Annotated in this window: 19 protein-coding genes; 1 reads left to right on the forward strand and 18 read right to left on the reverse strand. The window is 61.9% G+C overall.

What is annotated here, in order from left to right; genetic code table 11:
* Positions 1-77 precede the first annotated feature (77 nt).
* The 5 genes from RIN56_14790 to RIN56_14810 all read right to left on the reverse strand — a co-directional run bounded on the left by RIN56_14790 (position 78) and on the right by RIN56_14810 (position 2103).
* Entirely contained in the window at positions 78-851 is a 774-nt protein-coding gene (locus RIN56_14790; GenBank protein ID MDR7868061.1) for an IclR family transcriptional regulator, read from the reverse strand.
* 214 nt (positions 852-1065) lie between these two features.
* Positions 1066-1353: a hypothetical protein gene (locus tag RIN56_14795; GenBank protein MDR7868062.1), complete on the reverse strand. Its 288-nt coding sequence runs from the start codon at positions 1351-1353 to the stop codon at positions 1066-1068.
* Entirely contained in the window at positions 1343-1507 is a 165-nt protein-coding gene (locus RIN56_14800; protein ID MDR7868063.1) for a hypothetical protein, read from the reverse strand. Before RIN56_14800 ends, RIN56_14795 begins: the two co-directional genes overlap by 11 nt.
* Positions 1508-1648: 141 nt before the next feature.
* Positions 1649-1855: a DNA-directed RNA polymerase subunit omega gene (gene rpoZ, locus RIN56_14805; GenBank protein MDR7868064.1), complete on the reverse strand. Its 207-nt coding sequence runs from the start codon at positions 1853-1855 to the stop codon at positions 1649-1651.
* A gap of 86 nt (positions 1856-1941) precedes the next feature.
* A complete protein-coding gene (locus RIN56_14810; GenBank protein MDR7868065.1) occupies positions 1942-2103 on the reverse strand; it encodes a hypothetical protein in 162 nt (53 codons plus the stop codon).
* Between the two features lie 327 nt (positions 2104-2430).
* Here RIN56_14810 and RIN56_14815 point away from each other — a divergent pair, with 327 nt between their 5' ends.
* The gene (locus RIN56_14815; protein ID MDR7868066.1) at positions 2431-2727 is read left to right on the forward strand and encodes a zinc-ribbon domain containing protein; all 297 of its coding nucleotides are present in this window, start codon (positions 2431-2433) and stop codon (positions 2725-2727) included.
* Positions 2728-2841: 114 nt separating this feature from the next.
* Here RIN56_14815 and nifV read toward each other — a convergent pair whose 3' ends face one another.
* The 13 genes from nifV to RIN56_14880 form a co-directional block, all read right to left on the reverse strand.
* The gene (nifV, locus tag RIN56_14820; GenBank protein ID MDR7868067.1) at positions 2842-3993 is read right to left on the reverse strand and encodes a homocitrate synthase; all 1152 of its coding nucleotides are present in this window, start codon (positions 3991-3993) and stop codon (positions 2842-2844) included.
* Entirely contained in the window at positions 3953-4633 is a 681-nt protein-coding gene (locus tag RIN56_14825; protein ID MDR7868068.1) for a Fe-only nitrogenase accessory AnfO family protein, read from the reverse strand. The genes nifV and RIN56_14825 overlap by 41 nt, the downstream gene beginning before the upstream one ends.
* A gap of 21 nt (positions 4634-4654) precedes the next feature.
* Entirely contained in the window at positions 4655-4963 is a 309-nt protein-coding gene (locus tag RIN56_14830; protein MDR7868069.1) for a 2Fe-2S ferredoxin, read from the reverse strand.
* A 146-nt stretch (positions 4964-5109) separates the two neighbouring features.
* A complete protein-coding gene (gene nifB, locus RIN56_14835) occupies positions 5110-5928 on the reverse strand; it encodes a nitrogenase cofactor biosynthesis protein NifB (GenBank protein ID MDR7868070.1) in 819 nt (272 codons plus the stop codon).
* A 5-nt stretch (positions 5929-5933) separates the two neighbouring features.
* Positions 5934-7331 (reverse strand): nitrogenase component 1, encoded by a 1398-nt coding sequence (locus tag RIN56_14840; GenBank protein MDR7868071.1) that lies wholly within the window; start codon positions 7329-7331, stop codon positions 5934-5936.
* Entirely contained in the window at positions 7324-8691 is a 1368-nt protein-coding gene (gene nifE, locus RIN56_14845; protein MDR7868072.1) for a nitrogenase iron-molybdenum cofactor biosynthesis protein NifE, read from the reverse strand. The genes RIN56_14840 and nifE overlap by 8 nt, the downstream gene beginning before the upstream one ends.
* A gap of 37 nt (positions 8692-8728) precedes the next feature.
* A complete protein-coding gene (nifK, locus tag RIN56_14850) occupies positions 8729-10117 on the reverse strand; it encodes a nitrogenase molybdenum-iron protein subunit beta (protein MDR7868073.1) in 1389 nt (462 codons plus the stop codon).
* A gap of 1 nt (position 10118) precedes the next feature.
* Positions 10119-11732 carry a nitrogenase molybdenum-iron protein alpha chain gene (gene nifD / locus RIN56_14855; GenBank protein ID MDR7868074.1) on the reverse strand — a complete coding sequence of 538 codons (1614 nt, stop codon included), beginning with the start codon at positions 11730-11732 and terminating at the stop codon, positions 10119-10121.
* A gap of 18 nt (positions 11733-11750) precedes the next feature.
* Positions 11751-12164 carry a P-II family nitrogen regulator gene (locus RIN56_14860; protein ID MDR7868075.1) on the reverse strand — a complete coding sequence of 138 codons (414 nt, stop codon included), beginning with the start codon at positions 12162-12164 and terminating at the stop codon, positions 11751-11753.
* Between the two features lie 11 nt (positions 12165-12175).
* A complete protein-coding gene (locus RIN56_14865; GenBank protein MDR7868076.1) occupies positions 12176-12502 on the reverse strand; it encodes a P-II family nitrogen regulator in 327 nt (108 codons plus the stop codon).
* Positions 12503-12525: 23 nt separating this feature from the next.
* Entirely contained in the window at positions 12526-13353 is an 828-nt protein-coding gene (gene nifH, locus RIN56_14870; GenBank protein MDR7868077.1) for a nitrogenase iron protein, read from the reverse strand.
* 437 nt (positions 13354-13790) lie between these two features.
* On the reverse strand, positions 13791-17192 hold the full coding sequence (locus tag RIN56_14875; GenBank protein ID MDR7868078.1) for a filamentous hemagglutinin N-terminal domain-containing protein: 3402 nt from the start codon (positions 17190-17192) through the stop codon (positions 13791-13793).
* 22 nt (positions 17193-17214) lie between these two features.
* Positions 17215-17926 (reverse strand): ShlB/FhaC/HecB family hemolysin secretion/activation protein (locus RIN56_14880; GenBank protein ID MDR7868079.1); only part of this gene is annotated, 712 nt, incomplete at its 5' end.

The following is a 17926-nucleotide window of genomic DNA, read 5'->3' on the forward strand; positions in this document are numbered from 1 at the left end:
TGCCTGCCCGCCAAGAAATTTATCTAATTTTTCGCGTCCTCCCCGGTCACCCGCCCGTACCGGCAGCCGGCGCGGCCTTAAAACTTCCCCAGCCGCATCGAAACATGCCCGGCCATCGCGCGGACCTTCTCGACCACCGCCGGCATCGTATCGCCGTCCCACGCCCGCCCGGCCGCCATCGTCACACTCAGCGCCGCCACCGTTTTGTTCGACTTGTCGATAATCGGCGCAGCCACGCAAATGCCGCCGGGGATAATCTCCTGGTCGTCCACGGCAAAGCCCTGCGCGGCCACCTTGCCCAGTTCGGCGGCTAGAGCCGTGAAATCGGTGATCGTGTTATCGGTGTAGCGCTCCAGTTGCACACCGCCTACGCGGGCCTTCAGCTCCTCGGGGGGCAGCGTCGACAGCAGCACCTTACCGATGGCGGTGGCGTGGGCCGGGATACGGTAGCCGATCGTAGCCACCACGCTAACGTCGCGCGATCCGTGGTGCTTCGCGATATAAACGATGTGCCGCCCGTCGAGAATGCCGGCGTGGGTCGTCTCGCCGAACTCGTCGCTCAGCTTCTTGATGCCCAGGGCGATCTCGCGGGAAATATTGGTGTTGTTCATGCAGACGGCGCTTATCTGGATAAGCTTCAGGCCGGGATAATACACCCGCGTATCGGGATCGTAGTCCAGGTAATCGCTGTTGACCAGCTCGTGCAGCAGCAGCGACAGCGAGCTCTTCGGGATGTCGAGATGATGCAGGATGGCGGTGAAATTCGGCGGTTTGGCGCTTTTGGCAATATAGCCGATGATGTCCAGGGTACGGGATGCCGATTTCACCAGCGGCGTTTGGCTGCCTGCCACGGTAAAGCCTCCTTTGCGGCCATACAGTCCGGCGTCGGAAAACCTCCTCCGCCGTTATGCCCTTTATTCTCCTCTATTCAATAAAAAAGTCTCCATCCCTGCCGCCTGGCCGAAAACCGCCGCTCCGCCTATCCTGACCCTTCGTACTCCGCCGGAAAACGGACCGCAAACAAAAAAGGCCGGATATCCCGACCTTCCAGACTGCATGGCATAATTATATTTTGGGTTTCGCAAACCGCGCTTTATAAGCCGCCGTGTTGGCCTGCTGCTGTTTTAGCTTCGAAAGCTTCGCCCCGTCGACCGGTTGTAGTCTGCCGCCGAAATCCGTCAATAGCAGCGCTTCGATTTCTTCAGGAGCAAGGGTATAAACTTTCATCAAATCTCTGCCTATCATGACTCTAGCTCCTTCCCGGCCAGCGTTCATTTCCCCCTCAGCAGAACCGTCCGCAGCACCTGCTCCATCGGTATTGCCGGGAATATGTCCGCAGAAATTAATAAACACCCCGGTATGTCCTCTTGGGATTTTTCGCCGGGTTGTCCCGGTTAAACTTCTCGATCAGTTCATCAAGTTTCTTGGTTTTTTCATCCGGGGCGACATCTCCGTCGCGATTCTCGGGCTGTTCCTCCGGTGTCCGGAGGTGCTTCGCATCGTCCATTTAACCCCTCCCGCGCATAGTAATTGGCGGCGATCAGACAGCTATATTAGTATTCCCCGTTTTTTCCCGCCGCTTCCCTGTTTTGTATTGCCGATATTTCCATAACCATCCCGGCGCCGGTTGCCGCCGGGCAAGCCATTCCTACTTGATGCCGGTCTTCGTCCGCCGATAGACAAGTTTACCCTGGGCGATCTCTTCCAGGGCGATTGTCACCGGCCTATTCGAGCTGCTTGAGACCAGCGCGGCCTCTCCGCCGATAATCTCGCGGGCCCGTTTTGCGGCGAACACCGCCAGGGTATACTTGCTGTCAGCTTTTTTCAGCAATTGATCCAATGGAGGATTTATCACCGCGCAGCTCCTTCTCCGACCTCTTCAGGCTTATTATTGCCGCCCTTCCTGCCGCCTAACTGGGGCGGCCGCCGGCACGGGCATTCCTACCTAACCTGCTTCAGCCAGTTCGCCTGTCGCTCGTTCTGCTTAGCCAGCTTAGCGTGGTTTACCGCCGTAAGCTTCTTCCCGTACTTGGCAGCCAGCATTTTCTCCACATCCTCACGGGCCCACAGATACACCTTTATCTCGTTTCCAGACTCGCTCACAGGCGCTACCTCCGTACCGCGAGCCGGCGCAGCCCTCGTCCTCGCGGAAATTACCTAATTTTTTTTAGCATTTTCCTATCTATATTTTACACTATTAAATGAAATTTCGCAATGTTGTCCCTTCAGTTAAATTACACCGGGAAATAGCCTAATATTATTAAAGAGGCACCTAGATTGCACTTGACTCCCTGCCCTGTTTAACGGTATAGTGTAAGAGCCCATACAATAGGCCACGAAGAGTTTTCATTTGACCTTCTCAATGCGGGAAGCCCGATGAGTATTCTCCATCCACTATTTGGGTAAAACAATTGAGGAGGCTATTCCAATATGAGTCAAGACAAAAACCTGACCTGCCGCGACTGCGGCGCCGACTTCGTCTTCACTGCCGCCGAGCAGGATTTCTTCGCCGAAAAAGGCTTCACCAACGAGCCGGGCCGCTGCCCCGAGTGCCGGGCAGCCCGCAAGCAGCAGAACAACGGCGGCCGCGGCGGCAGCTACCAGACGCGGGAAATGTTCGACGCGACCTGCGCCACCTGCGGAGTAGCAACCCAGGTTCCCTTCCGTCCGAGCCAGGACCGTCCCGTTTACTGCCGCGACTGCTTCAGCCAAAACAAACGCTACTAGAAAACAGGAAACCCAAACTCCCTTGCCTGCAGGCAAGGGAGTTGTTTTTTTTCGCAGGCAAGCGCTATACGCCTGCTCTCGCCTCCCGGAAACGGCGCCCCAACCACCCGTCCCTTAACCGCACCCAGGCATGTTTCCGGCAGCAGCGCCGACAATAGCGCGTATTTCGTCATCGGTAAGAGACCGCTTGACTTTAAGTACCCCTCTTTTTATTCCGGCCGCAGCCGAGGCCAGCAGCTCCTCGTTCATCGGCAGCCCCAGCTCCCGGCTTTTATGCAGCAGTGCCGCCCTGCCGGAATGTTTGCCGATGACTATCCGTCGTTCCAGACCTACATCGGCCGGATCGTAAGGCTCATACAGCGAAGGATTTTTTAACACCCCGTCGGCGTGGATGCCGGATTCGTGGTGGAATATCGCCTGGCCCACAACCGGCTTCCAGGCGGGAATTATCCGCCCCGAGGCATCCGCCACATATTGGCACAGCGTCTGCACCCCCGCCAGATTATAGCCCGCGTCGGCGCCGCTGTGGCGCAGGAACATCAGCACCTCCTCCAGAGCAGCGTTGCCGGCCCGTTCCCCAAGACCGTTGACCGTCACCCCCAGAAAGCGGGCGCCGGCCCGGTAGGCGGCGAGCGTATTGGCGGTAGCCATCCCGAAATCGTTATGGGCATGGACTTCGATCTCCACCCCCGTCTCCCGTCGCAGACGCTCGATCCGGGCCGCCATCGTCAAAGGGTCGAGGATGCCCACCGTGTCGCAATACCTCACCCGCCGGGCGCCGGCCGCGGTAACCGCGCGGATGTACTCCAGCAGGAACTCCCCGTCGGCCCGCGAGGCGTCCTCCATGCCGACGGAGATATACAAGCCGTGCTTGCGGGCGTACGCCACCGCCGTGATAGTATTCACCAGCACCACCGCCTGCGACACCCTTAGCTTATCGCGGATATGGAGGTCGGAAACCGGGCTTGATATTTCGACAGCGTCCACCCCGCAGGCGACGGCTGCCGCAATATCGTCGACCGTAGCCCGGCACCAGGCCATGATGCTCGCTTTCAGCCCGGCCGCAGCGATCATGCCGACCGCCTCGGCCTCCTCGCCGCCCATGGCCGGTGTGCCGGCCTCGATCTGGTCTACGCCGACGGCATCGAGCAGCCGGGCAATGGCCAGCTTTTCGGCTCTGCCGAATACGACCCCCGCCGCCTGCTCGCCGTCCCGCAGCGTTGTGTCAACAACATATACCGCCTTGCCCGGCGAAGACCTCTCCATTGCCCCTCACCCCGGCCCCATCGTTCCGAATAACAATTCTCGTCTCTCGCTCGCCGACTTTTTCGCTCGTCCAGGTAAACACCCCGGCGCCAAGATCCATCTCCAGCCAAGGCGGCAGGTGCTCGCAAACGACCTCCAGGAGGGTGAAGCGCCCCCGGCGGAGGAACGGCTGCAAAACATGCTTGGTCGTGATGCCGGCGTTCCTGGCCTGGATCTCCTTCAGGGAGACAAAGTAATGTCCGGGGGCTTTCTCGGTCGGCCCCAGCGGCTCGGCTGCGGCAGCCGGCTGCGCGGCTTTCGCCGTCCTGTCCCGCTCCTCCCCGGCCCATACCTCTTCGAGATAGGCCAGCGGCTCGCCCGCTTGCTCCCAGATGTTGAAGCCGGCCTTCTCCAGCTCGTAATACGGTACGCCGGCAATCGAGCGGGCCACAAATATGCGGCACTCGCCGAGGAAAGCCACCAGCCCGCCAAGCTGCTGCCGGAGGCCCTTCAGCCCCCCCTCGGCGGTCATTGCGAAATCCGTTTCCCGTTCCGCCGTCCAGATCTTTTGCCGACGCCGGTAGACGCGCACCTTCCCCGGCTCGCCGAAAATTCCCGTCAGGCCGTCCTCGTCAATAAATACCGCTACCTCCCGCGCCATAATCGTCCCTTCTTTCCGTATTTAGATAGCCAGCCGCTCGACAACCCGGCCGCCTTCGATATGCTCGTCGAGAATTTCCGCCGCATCGGCGGGGGTGACCGAGCCATACCACACGTTGCCGGGATGAACTACCACGATCGGCCCTTTCTCGCAGACGCCGAAGCAGCCGGTATTGGTGACGAAAACCTGGCCGCCCAGTTCCCGCTCCTCGATCTCTTCCAGGAAGCTGGCCATGATATCCACGCCGCCCTTTGCATGGCAGAAGCCCTTCTGGACGCCGCCGATGCGCGAACTGGTGCAGACGAAAATATGATAATCGGGTTTTTTCATTATTTATCCCCCCTTAGCTGCACTTTTCCGGCCGCAGCGCGGCCACCGCCTGCTACAGGCAGTGCTCGACGGTGAAGCAGGCTTCGATGCTCATAAGGCCGGGGCGCGGACAGCGGGGCGACTGCCGGTTGGCAGACCCGGCCGAACTAGGCCGAGCGGTCCTCGGCGAGCAAGCCGACGGCATCGGCCCGGCACTGACGGCAGTGGCGCATCTGGCGGATATCGAGCTGGCAGAGATCCCGCATCGCCGTCACTTCCTTCATGCTCGTCTGGGGCAGATACTCGAAGGCGCTGCCCGGAGCGGAGATCATCGGCATAATGTTGGTTACGAAAACGCCGAGGTCTTTGACCGTCTTGACGACCGCCGGGATATGCCGGTCGTTGACGCCACCGATCATGACGATATTCACTTTTACCAGCACCCCGCCCGCCACCAGGGCGGCGATGCCGGCGAGCTGCTTGGCCATCAGCAGTTCGGCGCCCGCCCGGCCGCTGTAGGTTTCCCCCTTGTAGGTTACCTGGCGGTAAATGGCGGCGCCGATATCCGGATCCACACAGTTGACCGTCACCGTCACGTGGCGGGCGCCAAGAGCGATGATTTCTTGGGCGTACTCGGGCAGCATCAGCCCGTTGGTCGACAGGCAAAAAATTATCTCAGGGTCTTTTGCCCGGACGAGCTCCAGCGTTTCGCGCGTCCGGGGCCAATTGGCCAAGGCGTCGCCCGGCCCGGCGATGCCCACGACACTCAGGTTGGCGATTTTCTCCTTCACCAGCGAGAATTTCGCGGCCGCCGCCGCCGGCGACAGCACCTCGCTCGTCACCCCCGGCCGGCTTTCGTTGACACAGTCGTACTTGCGGCTGCAGTAGTTGCAGCTGATATTGCAGGCCGGCGCCACCGGCAGGTGGAGGCGGGCGAACTTGTGCTGGGCGTCGGCTGAATAGCATGGATGGCGCTCGGCGTCCATTTTTCTCACCTCGCTTGGGCCGGGGCCATATGCAGCCTGCGGCCTTTGTAAAATTCTTCGTACAGTTTGCTCCGGTAGGAATGATGCTTCGCGTCCAGCAGCGTGTTGGTGATGCGGTCGAGGAGGTTCGCCGTCCCGGTGTAGCCGACCGAAAGAATGCGCTGACCGCCCATGCGGTCAAGAATGGGGAAACCCAGCCTGACGAGCGGGATGCCCTCCTTCTCGGTCAGATAGCGGCCGTCCGATGGTCCAATAGCGACGTTGACCCCGGCCGCGGCGCTGCGGAAACGTATTTCGGCGAAGTCGGTCTCGCTGAGAAAATAGCTCGGCTCAGGCGACTCGGCCAGCGCGGCCTTGAAAAGAGAAACCGCTGCGTCACCGGCCCCGCCGGCCGCCACCACCGTCGGCCAGATGCCGTTCTCCAGGCAGGTCCGCGTCACGGCGTAGACCATTTCCGGCTCGCCGAAAATAGCGCTGCGGCCGGCGAAATTATGCTTATGGGAATCGATCATCGCGTCCAGCAGGCGGCCCCGCTCGGCCAGCAGGTCGTCCGGCGCCTTCCGGCCGGTTATTTCCCGCAGTGTCCTCAGAAAGAGGTCGGTTGCCGCTACCCCGATGGGGATGGGCAGGCGATGGAGAGCGACGCCGTATTCGTCGGCCAGCAGCTGGCCGGGGGAGATAGCCGGCGCCACCGTCATCCCCAGCTCGATGGTCGCCGCCGCCCCCGTCATGGCCCGAATGTCGGCCAGCGGCGTACCCCCCGGCGCCATCCTGGTATAATGCTCCGCATACGGCCGGTCGAGGGTGTCGGCGAAGTCGGGCAGCAGAGTGTACTCGATGTCCATCGCCACCAGCAGGCGTTTGATTTCGCGAAGATCGGCCGGACTGACGTTGGCGGCGATGATGTTGATCTTGTCGTGCCGCGATGTCGGCACAGCCAGGGCGGCGACGATCCGCCGCAGGGCCAGGTAGTAGCCGTCGGCTTGGCTGCCGCCATAGCCGGGCGTGTTCACCGGCACGACGACCAGATCGGTCAGGCCGCGCTCAGCCAGATACTCGGCCGCCAGCCGCTCGATATCCTCGCCGATCGTCTCCGCCAGACAGGTGGTGAGAACGCCGATCAGCCGCGGATTATAGACCCTGCGGATGTTGTCGAGCGCCTGTTTGAGGTTCTCCCCGCCGCCATAGACGGTGCCCTTCTCATTGAGGGCCGAGGAGGCGACATCGACAGGCTCGTTGAAATGCTCGGCGATCGTGCGACGCATATAGGTGCTGCATCCCTGAGAGCCGTGGATGAGCACCATCGACCCTTCCACGCCCTTGAGAGGCAGAATGCCGCCGATTGGCATGCACATATGGCAGGGGTTTTCGCTGACGCTTTTCGCCGCTTTCAGCTCAGCCACTCAGATCGCCTCCCGTCTTCACCTGCCGCCACACCGGCGAGCAGAGGGTTGTGTACACTTCGGCCGCGAAATTGACGGCGCCGGCGAAGCCGGACAGCGGGTGCTTGCGATCATGGTTGTGGTCTATGAAGGCCCGCCCCAGCTTGTAGGCCAGCGGCCGTTCCTTGACCCCGCCCACCAGCAGATCGGCTCCCTTTTCGGTCATAAATTTCTCCAGCTCCGCCGGGTTGGCGTCGTCGAGGATAACGGTGCCGTCGGCCACCAGGGAATCGATGGTCTCGTATTCTTCCTTGCGGCCGGTCTGGGTGCCCACCATCACCACCTCGATACCCAGCTCGCGGAATTGCTTGATGAGCGAGATGGCCTTGAAGCCGCCGCCTACGTACACCGCCGCCTTCTTGCCGGCCAGCTTGGCCCGGTAGCTGTCGATCACCGGCTGCACAACAGCCGTTTCGCGGGCGATAAGTTCCTCGGCCCGCCGGCTCATGTCCCCGCCGCCCAAAGCGGCGGCGATGCGGCGGAGCGAGTCGGCGGTGTCGGCCAGTCCCAGGAAGGAAACCCGCATATAGGGGATGCCGTAGGTTTCCTCCAGCCGGCTGGCCAGATAGGCCATCGAGCCGGCGCACTGCATGATGTTCAGGCGGGCGCGGGTGGCTCTCTTCAGCTCGCCGTAGCTGGCGTCGCCGGTAAAGACCACGTTCACGTCAACCCCGACCTGCGCCAGATAATCGCGGATAATCCACGCCTCGCCGGCCAAATTGAAGTCGCCGAGATAATTGATGCTCCTGTCCTTGCCGACGGCCGCAGCCTCCGCCGCCGTTCCCGGCGCGACGAGGCGGAAAAGCGCGTCGCAGGCCGCCCGGTAGCCGGCGGCCTTGTTGCCGGCGAAGCCGCTCGATTGCACGGGGATGACCTCGATGCCGTGGCGGCTCGCCGCCGCTTTGGCTACCGCCCCCAGATCGTCGCCGATCACGCCGACGATGCAGGTGGAATAGACGAAAACAAGTTTAGGGGCGTATTTGGCGACAAGCTCGTCGATGGCTGCGGCCAGCTTCTTCTCGCCGCCGAAGATGATGTCCCGCTCCTTGAGGTCGGTGGAAAAGCTGTTGCGATACAGGTCGGCGCCGCTCGTGAGGCTGCCGCGAATGTCCCAGGTATAACTGGCGCAGCCGATCGGGCCATGCACCAGATGGATGGCGTCGGTGATGGGGTTGAGGACGACGCGGGCCCCGCAGTAGACGCAGGCCCGTTGGCTGACGGCGCCGGCGATGCTGTCGTCGTCGCATTTGAGGCGGCTTATCTGCCGGCCCTTTGTCGTGATAAAGTCCTGCCGCCCGTCGATCGCTAAAGCCTGCGCCATGGTTTTCACTCCCTTTTCCCCGCTGGTGCGGTAGTTATTACATTACCAATTCAAAGTCCTCGTCGGCCGCGTCGCGGTCCTGCCTGTCAAGCAACGCGCCAGCGATCATCTCGATCAGCCGCATCGCCCCCCGGTAACCGACGACCGGCAGGTAGGAATGGACGCTGCGGTCGAGGATGGGGAACCCCACGCGGACGAAGGGGACGTCTTCCGCTCTGGCGATATACTTGCCGTAAGTGTTGCCGATCAAAAGATCGACCGGCTCGTTCTTGATCAACTGGTGAAGGGTGAACAGATCGCCCCCCGCCTTGATGTTGGCCTTGAGGCCGGCCTGGCCGATGATCGCGGCGATGTCCTCCTCGAAGCTGCCGACATCCGAGCCGATGGCGCCGCCCGGCGTGCCGGTCAGAACATGCGCGGGCGCCATACCAAGGCTGACGGCGAATTCCGTCAGGCCGGTGACGATATCGGGGTCGCCGAAAATAGCCACCTTCTTGCCGTGGAAATGAAAATGGGTATCTGTCATAATATCGACCAACTGGCCGCGCTCCTCCTCCAGCTCCCACGGCACCTCGCGGACGAAGGCCCGCCTCAGCGCCATCACCAGGGCATCGGTGGCCTTGATGCCGATCGGCGTCTTGAGAGTGACGGCCGGCACCTTGCACTTTTTGGCCAGCGCCTCGGCGGCGTCGCTGGACGCGAACCGGCCGAGAGCCACGGTCAGCTTGCTGTTGCCGCTGTCGCCCAGTTCGGCCAGCGTCGTCCCGCCCTTGGGGAACATCACAAACTCGCCGGTCATCGGCGTGTCGACTACGCCGCTGGTGTCGGGAAACATGATGAAGGGCGCGCCCATCAGCCGGGCGATGCGCTTGATCTCCCGCATATCTCCCGGATTGGCAAAGCCGGGGATAAGGTTGACCTGCTCCTTCTTGATCGCGGCGGTGGCCTCGGCGAAGTAAGCGACCATCGCCTTGGTCATGTTAGAGAAGCCGGTGATATGGGAACCCTGATAGCTGGGGGTGTTGGCGTGAAAAACAACTTTACCCGCCGGTACATCGGCTTCCTTTATGATGCTGGGGATATCGTCGCCGATCGTCTCGGTCAGACAGGTGGTATGGACGGCGATGATGTCCGGGTTGTAGATCTGGAAAATGTTCTTGATCGCCGTCTTCAGGTTGGCGCCGCCGCCGAAGACCGATGCGCCCTCGGTGAAAGAACTGGTCGAGGCCATCACCGGGTCGCGGAAATGGCGGGTGAGGTGCATGCGGTGAAACGAGCAGCAGCCCTGCGAACCGTGGCTGTGAGGCAGGCAGCCGTGTACCCCCAGGGCGGCATACATGGCGCCGATGGGCTGGCAGGTCTTGGCGGGATTTATCATGCCGCCGCTGGCTCGTTCGTTAAATTCCTTGGGGGTTGCGTCAAGCATTTCAGGCCACTCCTTCCTCGGTTACCGAGCCGGTCAAAAGCGGCTCATCCTTCCAGGGGGGAACGATGAAGTTCCAGGTCGGGGAAACGAAACCCATGCTCACGTCGCGGGCGAAATTCACGGCGCCGTTAAAACCGGCGTAGGGACCGCTGTAATCGTAGGAATGCAGCTGCTTGGCCGGGATGCCCATCTTCTGCACGACATACTTATCTTTGATGCCGGAGGCGAAAATGTCGGGCTTCAGGAGTTTGATGAACTCCTCCGTCTCATAGTGGTTGAGATCGTCGACCATGATCGTGCCGTCCGCCATGTCGGCGTGCATGCCGGCATAATAGCTAAGGGGGATCTGCCGCTTCAGTTCCGCCAGCCTCTCCGGCGACATCTTGAGGCGGAAACGGCGCTCGTCGGCGGCAACATGGAGATCGGGGATGTTTTTCGAGTCGGCGTCTGTCTTTATTTCCGGGATGACCTCCCGCCCTTCGTAGTCGTCGCGGTGGGCGAACTCGTAGCCGGCCAGCACCGTGTCTATGCCCAGCTCGGCGAACAGGCCCTGGTAGTGGTGGCCGCGCGACCCGCCGACAAAGCAGAACGCCGTCTTGCCCTCGCACAGCTTGCGGTATTGCTCCAGCTGCGGCTCCACCCGGGCGAGCTCGCGGGCGATGACCTCCTCCGTCCGCGCGGTAAGTGCCGGGTCGTCGAAGTAGCGGGCCATATTGCGCAGCGACTCGGCGGTGGCGGCGACGCCGATGAAGTTGACCTTCAGCCACGGCGTGCCGTACTTTGTCTCCAGCATGCCGGCGATATAGTTGATCGAGCGGTGGCACTGCACGAGATTAAGTTCGGCGGTATGGGCGTTCTGGAGATCAGCGTACGAGCCGTCGCCCGTCATGACCGACACGACGGTGTAGCCTACCTCCTCCAGTATCCGCTCGATCTCCCAGCTGTCGCCGCCGATGTTGTACTCGCCGAGGATATTGATAGGATACTTGCCAGGGGCCTCCTCACTGTCGCCGGCGCCGATCACCCTTTCCATCAGGCCGTTGTTGGCGATATGATGGCCGGCCGACTGGCTCACCCCTTTGTAGCCTTCGCAGCTGAACGCCAGGATGGGGATACCCAGCCGCTCCTCGGCCGCCTTGGCCACGGCGTTGATATCGTCGCCGATCAGCCCCACCGGACAGGTTGCCGAAACAGTGATCGCCTTGGGTTTGAAAATTTCCGCGACCTCGTCGATAACCCTGGCCAGCTTCTTCTCGCCTCCGAAAACGATATCGCTCTCCTGCATGTCGGTTGAAACACAATAATTCATGAAATTCTCGCCGGGGTCCTCAGACCTCGCCTTGTTGCGGCGGGCGCCCCAGGTATAGAAGGCGCAGCCGATCGGTCCGTGGGTGATGTGGACCATATCCTTGAGCGGGCCGAGCACCACGCCCTTGCAGCCGGCGTAGGCGCAGCCGCGGTTAGTGATAATGCCGGGGATGGTGCGGGTATTTGCTTCTATCTCCTGCCTACCGGCCGCCGCATCTTTGATAACGATATGCTTCTTGCGGTTCTTTTCCACCTTCGCCGGGTATTTAGCCAGCATCTCGCTGATTTGCTCCAGAGTCATGGCCATTTTCCATACCTCCTTCTCTTACAGGGCGGCGTCGCCGGCTTCGCCCGTCCGCACGCGGACGGCGTCGAGGACGGGCAGTACAAAGATTTTGCCGTCGCCCACCTTATTGGTAGTGCGGTTGGCTTTCATGATCGCGTCCACGATGCGGGGCACATCCCCGTCGTGAGCCATGACGGTGAACAGCCGCCGGGGGAAGAGCCGCGAGCCGTCCAGGAAGCCGTCGACAAGCTGCTCAGTCTCCGCCGGCTCCACCTCGTCGCCGGCTAAAGCCAGCAGCTTCGCCTTGCGCTCGGCGATCACCGCCGGGTCCTCGACCAGTTTGCCCCGGCCCAACACCTTGGCGGCGGTGAAGCCGGCCACCCCGGCCTCGACCAGGGCCCGTTTCATGGCATTGGTTTTGTTCATGCGGATGACCGCGATAATCTCTTTCATCTTCAGCCCCCCTACAGACCCTTGGCGCCGCTGGAAATGGTGTAAGCCTCCTCCAGCGGGCTGACGAACACCTTGCCGTCGCCGTAGGCGCCTTTTTCGCTCGTTTTGGCCGCGGCCAGCACCGTGCGGACGACGTCGTCCTTATCCTCGTCGCGAACAGCCATGAGAATGAGCGACTTGGGAATTTCGTCGTAAACGATGCCGCCGATCTTGATGCCCTTTTGCTTGCCGCGGCCGACGACATCGACGACCGTAGCGGCGTGGAAACCGGCCCGCGATAACTCGGCAAGCACCTCGTCCTTCTTCTCCGGCCTGACGATTGCGCGAATGAGTAACATATCCTCGTCTCCCTTCAATCTCTCTAAGCTATCGCGTCGAGAAAACCGTGCTGCATCATCAGCTCTTCCAGCCGGTCCTGCGTCATCGGTTTGGGGATGACAAACATCTTGTTATTGTCTATAGCCGCGGCCAAACACCGGTATTCGTTCGCCTGGCCGGCCTCGGGATCGAAATCGACAACCGTCTTTTTGTTAATCTCAGCCCGCTGCACCAGATTATCCCGCGGCACGAAATAGATAAGCTGGGAGCCTAGCTCTTCGGCGAACGCCTGCAGCAGCGGCAGCTCGTTGTCGACCTTGCGGCTGTTGCAGATAATGCCGCCCAGCCTGACCTTGCCGTTGGCCGCGTATTTCTGGATGCCTTTGGCGATGTTGTTGGCGGCATACAGAGCCATCAGCTCACCCGAAGCCACGATATAGATTTCTTCCGCCTTGCCCTCGCGGATGGGCATTGCAAACCCGCCGCACACCACGTCGCCGAGCACATCGTAAAATACGTAATCCAGATCGGGGGTATACGCCCCCAGCGACTCCAGCATATTGATCGAAGTGATGATGCCGCGGCCGGCGCAGCCGACGCCAGGCTCGGGACCGCCCGATTCAACGCAGCGGGTATCCCTGAAACCGGGTTTGAGAATTTCATCAAGCTCGATATCGTCGCCCTCGTCCCGCAGCGTGTCCAGCACCGTCTTCTGGCACAGGCCGCCCAGCAGCAGGCGGGTCGAGTCGGCCTTCGGGTCGCAGCCGACCACCATTACCTTCTTGCCGGCTTCGGCCAAAGCCGCCACCGTATTCTGGGTCGTCGTCGATTTACCGATCCCGCCCTTACCGTATATAGCCACTTGTCGCATATCAATAACCTCCTCGATTCGCTTCTTGAAAAACACTGTAGCCCCGGCTATAATGAAAACTAAGCATGTCGAATAACCCTGGTTTAGCCGCTGGGGGGAAGATGTGCGCCGGCTTCATGGGTATGCCCGTACTCATGAAGCCTTTATTTTTTCCTTGCGACCGCGAAGACCCTCACCTCCCTGATTAAACCTGTATATGAACGCATCGGGGCCAATAAACAGCTGTTTATTAGCCCCGATGCTATCATGCTGGTAAGCACTACGAACAATATTGGGTTGTAGGGATAATAATATAAAAAGGCGCTCCGGAGCCATGCTCCAAAGCGCCCTTGCTTTTTATATTGTCGTTACTATACCACAGACTTTTCGCGCCGGTCAATACCTCCGGCCATATTCGCAATATTCATTTTTCCCATACCGCAAAGACAGCGGCCGCTCTATTGGTTCTGCCCCCGGCCGCCTGGGCCCGCCCCGCCGGTGTTTATACCGCCGCCGCTGATGCCCAGCAGACCGCCAAGGGCCGTGGTGCCGCCCAGGCCGCCGGTCCCGCTTCCGAGGCTGCCGCCCATTCCTCCTGCAAAACCGCCGCCTCCGAAGCCTGTACCGCCCAGGCTGCCGCCACCTAGTCCGCCACCTAAGCCTGTGCCGCCGGTCCCGCTGCCTATGCCGCCCAGTCCGCCGCCTCCGGCCAGTTGAAACGCGCCGCCCACCGCGCCGGTGTAGGCCGGGTTGGTGGCCGCCCTTACCGTCAGCACGCCGTTTACATAGCTGACGATATAGTTGGGTGAGGCCAGCGTGCCGGTCAGGTTGATAGCATAGCTGCCCGCCGGCGAAGTGGCGGTCGCCCCCGTGGCGAAGGTCAGGCCGCCGGTAAGCGAGGCGGCGGTGTCGCCCGCCCCCAGGCCGCTGTAGCTGGCGGTGAAGGCCGGGTTGGTCTGCCCCTGCGTCTTGGCGGCATTGTCGGCCGTCACCGTCAGCGTCGCCTTGGCGATATCCGCCGTCGTTGACGCCGTGGTGCCTGTCAGGTTGTAGTTGCCGGCGTCGGCGCCGCTAAGGGTGATGCCGGTCACGCTCACCGCCTTGCCTGTTCCGGCGTTCTTGTCGGCGAAGGTCGCCGTGCCGCTCACCGCCAGACTGTCGCCGCTCACGCGGTTATCGCCGTAGTTGACGGCGGCGCCGGTCGTGCCGTCGTATATCTTGTTCACGCCGCTCGCCGTGACGGTGATATCCCGCTGGTTTATCACCAGTATCCCGGCGGCGTAGGTGATGTCGTAGCCCCGCTGGTCGGTGGAGTAGAGACCGCTGGCGCGGGCGGACTGAGCGCCAGCGTTTTTGCTGACGGCGGTGACAACGGCGGTGCCCGCCAGGTAGTTGTTGGGCGTGGCAGAATAGAATACGCCGAGCGAGGTCGCCGTCGTACCGTCATAGGTCTTGCCGCCGTTAAAGGAGGTGACGGTGAGCGGCGTGAGAAAACTCCTCAGCAGGGGATTGCTGTGGCCGCTGTAGATGCGCCAGACGCCGTCGGCGGAAATCCCGTTCGCGTCGAAGCCCCAGCCGGCGTATTGGGATGCCTGTCGCATATTGGCTGTCGTCAGGCCGGTGCCGGCGGCGCTGGTGCCGAGGCCCGAGGTCTGTATGTCCCAGTAGCCGCCGGTTACTGTGCCGCCACTCACCACGCCCACCAGGCCGCCGACGGCGTAGGAGCCGCTGCCGCTGACGCTGCCGGCGCTGTAGGAGTTGACGATGGTGCCATTGTTAACTCCCACCAGGCCGCCGACCCAGGCGCTGCTGCCGCTTACCGTGCCGGTGCTGTACGAGTTTGTGATGGTGCCGCCATCGTTCCACCCCGCCAGACCGCCGACAGAGTTGCCGAGCGTCCAGTTGACCGGGCTGGTGCTATAAGAGCCGGTAACTGTGCCGCGGTTAACTCCGACCAGGCCGCCGTAAGAGCCGGTGTAGCCGCTGCTGCTGCCGCTTACCGTGCCGGCGGTGCTGGCGGAGCCGGTGATGGTACCGCTGTTATCGCCGACCAGGCCGCCGACATTGGCATTGCTGCCGCCGGTGACAGCGGCGGTGTTGTAGGAGTTGGCGATACTCCCGTTGTTAATTCCCACCAGGCCGCCGACCTGGGCATTGGTGCCGCCGCTGACTGTGCCGGTGACATACGTGTTGGCGATGCTGCCGGTGCTATAGGCCGCCAGGCCGCCGACATAGCTGGTGCCGGCGCCTGCGGCGGTTACGTCTTTCAGCCCCACGTTGCGGATGGTGCCCTGGTGGGTGCCGAACAAGCCGACGCTGGCGGTGGCAGGCTTGACAGTCAGGTTGCCGATGGTGTGTCCCAGACCCTCGAAGATGCCAGTAAAGGCGCTCGCCGTGTAGGGGTCGCCAAGGGGCACAAAGCCTGCGCCGCCGTTCCAGCCGCTTGTTTCGCTGGCGTCGATGTCGGCGCCGAGGGCGTAATAGCCGGCGACGTTGCCGTTTATCCCCTGGAGGTCGGTCGTGGTTGTGCTGCCCGCCGCCCCCAGCGAGTTGATGACGGTGTAGTTCTTAAGGTTGATCATGAAAAAACCGCTGCCGGAGCGTCCGGGAAAATCCACCCGGCCTTTGAAGGTGCCGTCGGCGTTCCTGCCCATGTTGACCTTGCCGCTGCCCGCCCCGAGGTAGAGCCAGGCCGTGCCGTTGGCGGTGAGGACGGCGTTGATGTTTATGTCCTTGGTCGCGATGAAGGCCAACTCGTTGGCGCTCCAGGTGATGGGGGCGTTGACGTTGATGCTGCCGGTGCTGTTAAGTTCGCTGTCGGTGTTGGCGAGGTTGTTCATTATGGCTGTCGCCATTGCGAAGTCGACGGTGAGATCGGTGGGGTCGAGGAGCCATTTGCCGGTCTTGCCGGCCGGCGCCGCCGTCGTGATTTTCGTGTCGGGGGCGATATTTACGCTGGCCCCCGAGGTTTCGATGAAGCCGCCGTCGCCGCCCTGGGGCGCCGACGCGTCCAGCGTACCGCTCACGTTCGCCGTGCTGCCGATCAGCTTTATCACGCCGCGCTCGGTGCTCACCGTCTGCGCCCTTATCACACCGGTATTGTTGACGACTGTATTTAGTAGCGCGTCCATCGTCCCGGTCGTCATCAGCACCAGACCGCCGGGCGCGGTAATCGTGCCGCTGTTGGTGACGCTGCTGCCCGCCGCCGCCGTATCGACGGTGACGTTCAGCAGCTTGTCCCCGGAAAAATCGAGGCTCACCTTGTCACCCGCCGTCAGGCCGACCACCCGCGCCGCCACCGTGCCCTCGTTTTTGACCTGCGGACCGATGAATACCGCATGGTCGCCGGCCGTTATCGTGCCCTGGTTGATGACCGCACCGGCGCTGCCGTTCTTCGTGAATATGTATTTGCCGTTCATGAAATCGCTGTCCGCCATATTGAGCGTCGACGCCACCAGGCCGCCCACGTTCACCTGCGCCCCCGGCGCGAACAATATGCCGCTCGGATTTATCAGGTACACCTTGCCATTGGCCGTCAGCGACCCGTAAATGTTCGAGGCGCTGTTGCCCACCACCCGGTTTAATGCCACGGCCGACGCCGACGGCTGCACGAAGTTCACCGCCTCGCCCGCGGCGATGCCGAAGCTCTGCCAGTTGATCGCCGCCCTGTTCGTCGTCTGCGTGACCGTCGTCGTAGCGCCGCTCGTCGCGATCGTCGCCGTGCCGCCCGTCACCACCCCGCCGCTCGGGGCCGCCCACGCCGGCCCGTACGCGCCCAGCATCAGCATCCCCGCCGCCACCGGCGGCAGCACGGTTTTTGCTATGGCCCGCTGCCAATTGCGTCGCCATTTCCTTTGCATAGCGATACCTCCTTGCAAAACCCTAAAAATATTTCACGCCCTGTAGCCAGAGCCGTCCGTTTTTATCCGTATCTGCCGTCGCCTGCTCGCGGCCGATCTTCCAGGCATAGTCGAGCCTGAGCACGAAGTCCGGGCTGTGCGCCCACAGCACGCCCAGGCCCGCCCCCATCAGGCTGCGGCGGTTCTGCTCGCCCGCTCCCGCCCACGGTTTGTGGTTGACCGTTACGCTGCCGTAGTCGTAAAAGCCGGACAGATATACATTGTCCTTGCCGGCCGACAGGCCCGGCAGCCGCCACCTGATTTCCCCCGTCAGCTTGTAGCCGTCGTCGCCGGCCGCTTCCCCCTGCGGGAAAGCCCGCACGCCGTCCGCGCCGCCGAGGAAGAGCTTTTCCGACGAATCGAGATTCTTGTCGGCCAGTTGGCCGGTGAAGTTCAGGTGAAAATTCAGGTCTTTGGCCAAATACTGCTGCCGCTGATAGACGAAGACCGTTTTCGCGAACCCGCCGGCCGTCCTGGCGGTCGCGTCGTCGTTGGTCGCCGTGGCGGCGTCCTCGATACTCAGCCGTCCCCGGTAGTGGCTGATGCTGAAGCTGTTGAACCCCCCGCCCAGCCAGCTGTCGGCGAAATTGCCGGCCAGGCCGGCGCTGAGGGCGTGGCTCTTCTTGGGCACATAGCTGTCGGAAGCCGTCTGGTCGTCCTGAAGGCGTTTATCCTCGTAGGCGAGCGTGCCGTAC

This window comes from Sporomusaceae bacterium (assembly GCA_031460455.1).
GTDB lineage: Bacteria > Bacillota > Negativicutes > Sporomusales > UBA7701 > Anaeroselena.

Coding starts and splice junctions, on each gene's coding strand:
- RIN56_14875 (MDR7868078.1), bottom strand. CDS start 17,192: ATGCAAAGGAAATGGCGACGCAATTGGCAGCGGGCCATAGCAAAAACC.
- nifD (MDR7868074.1), bottom strand. CDS start 11,732: ATGGCCATGACTCTGGAGCAAATCAGCGAGATGCTGGCTAAATACCCG.
- RIN56_14830 (MDR7868069.1), bottom strand. CDS start 4,963: ATGAAAAAACCCGATTATCATATTTTCGTCTGCACCAGTTCGCGCATC.
- RIN56_14865 (MDR7868076.1), bottom strand. CDS start 12,502: ATGTTACTCATTCGCGCAATCGTCAGGCCGGAGAAGAAGGACGAGGTG.
- RIN56_14815 (MDR7868066.1), top strand. CDS start 2,431: ATGAGTCAAGACAAAAACCTGACCTGCCGCGACTGCGGCGCCGACTTC.
- nifH (MDR7868077.1), bottom strand. CDS start 13,353: ATGCGACAAGTGGCTATATACGGTAAGGGCGGGATCGGTAAATCGACG.
- nifK (MDR7868073.1), bottom strand. CDS start 10,117: ATGCTTGACGCAACCCCCAAGGAATTTAACGAACGAGCCAGCGGCGGC.
- nifB (MDR7868070.1), bottom strand. CDS start 5,928: ATGGACGCCGAGCGCCATCCATGCTATTCAGCCGACGCCCAGCACAAG.
- nifV (MDR7868067.1), bottom strand. CDS start 3,993: ATGGAGAGGTCTTCGCCGGGCAAGGCGGTATATGTTGTTGACACAACG.
- RIN56_14860 (MDR7868075.1), bottom strand. CDS start 12,164: ATGAAAGAGATTATCGCGGTCATCCGCATGAACAAAACCAATGCCATG.
- RIN56_14825 (MDR7868068.1), bottom strand. CDS start 4,633: ATGGCGCGGGAGGTAGCGGTATTTATTGACGAGGACGGCCTGACGGGA.
- RIN56_14800 (MDR7868063.1), bottom strand. CDS start 1,507: ATGGACGATGCGAAGCACCTCCGGACACCGGAGGAACAGCCCGAGAAT.
- nifE (MDR7868072.1), bottom strand. CDS start 8,691: ATGGCGCAGGCTTTAGCGATCGACGGGCGGCAGGACTTTATCACGACA.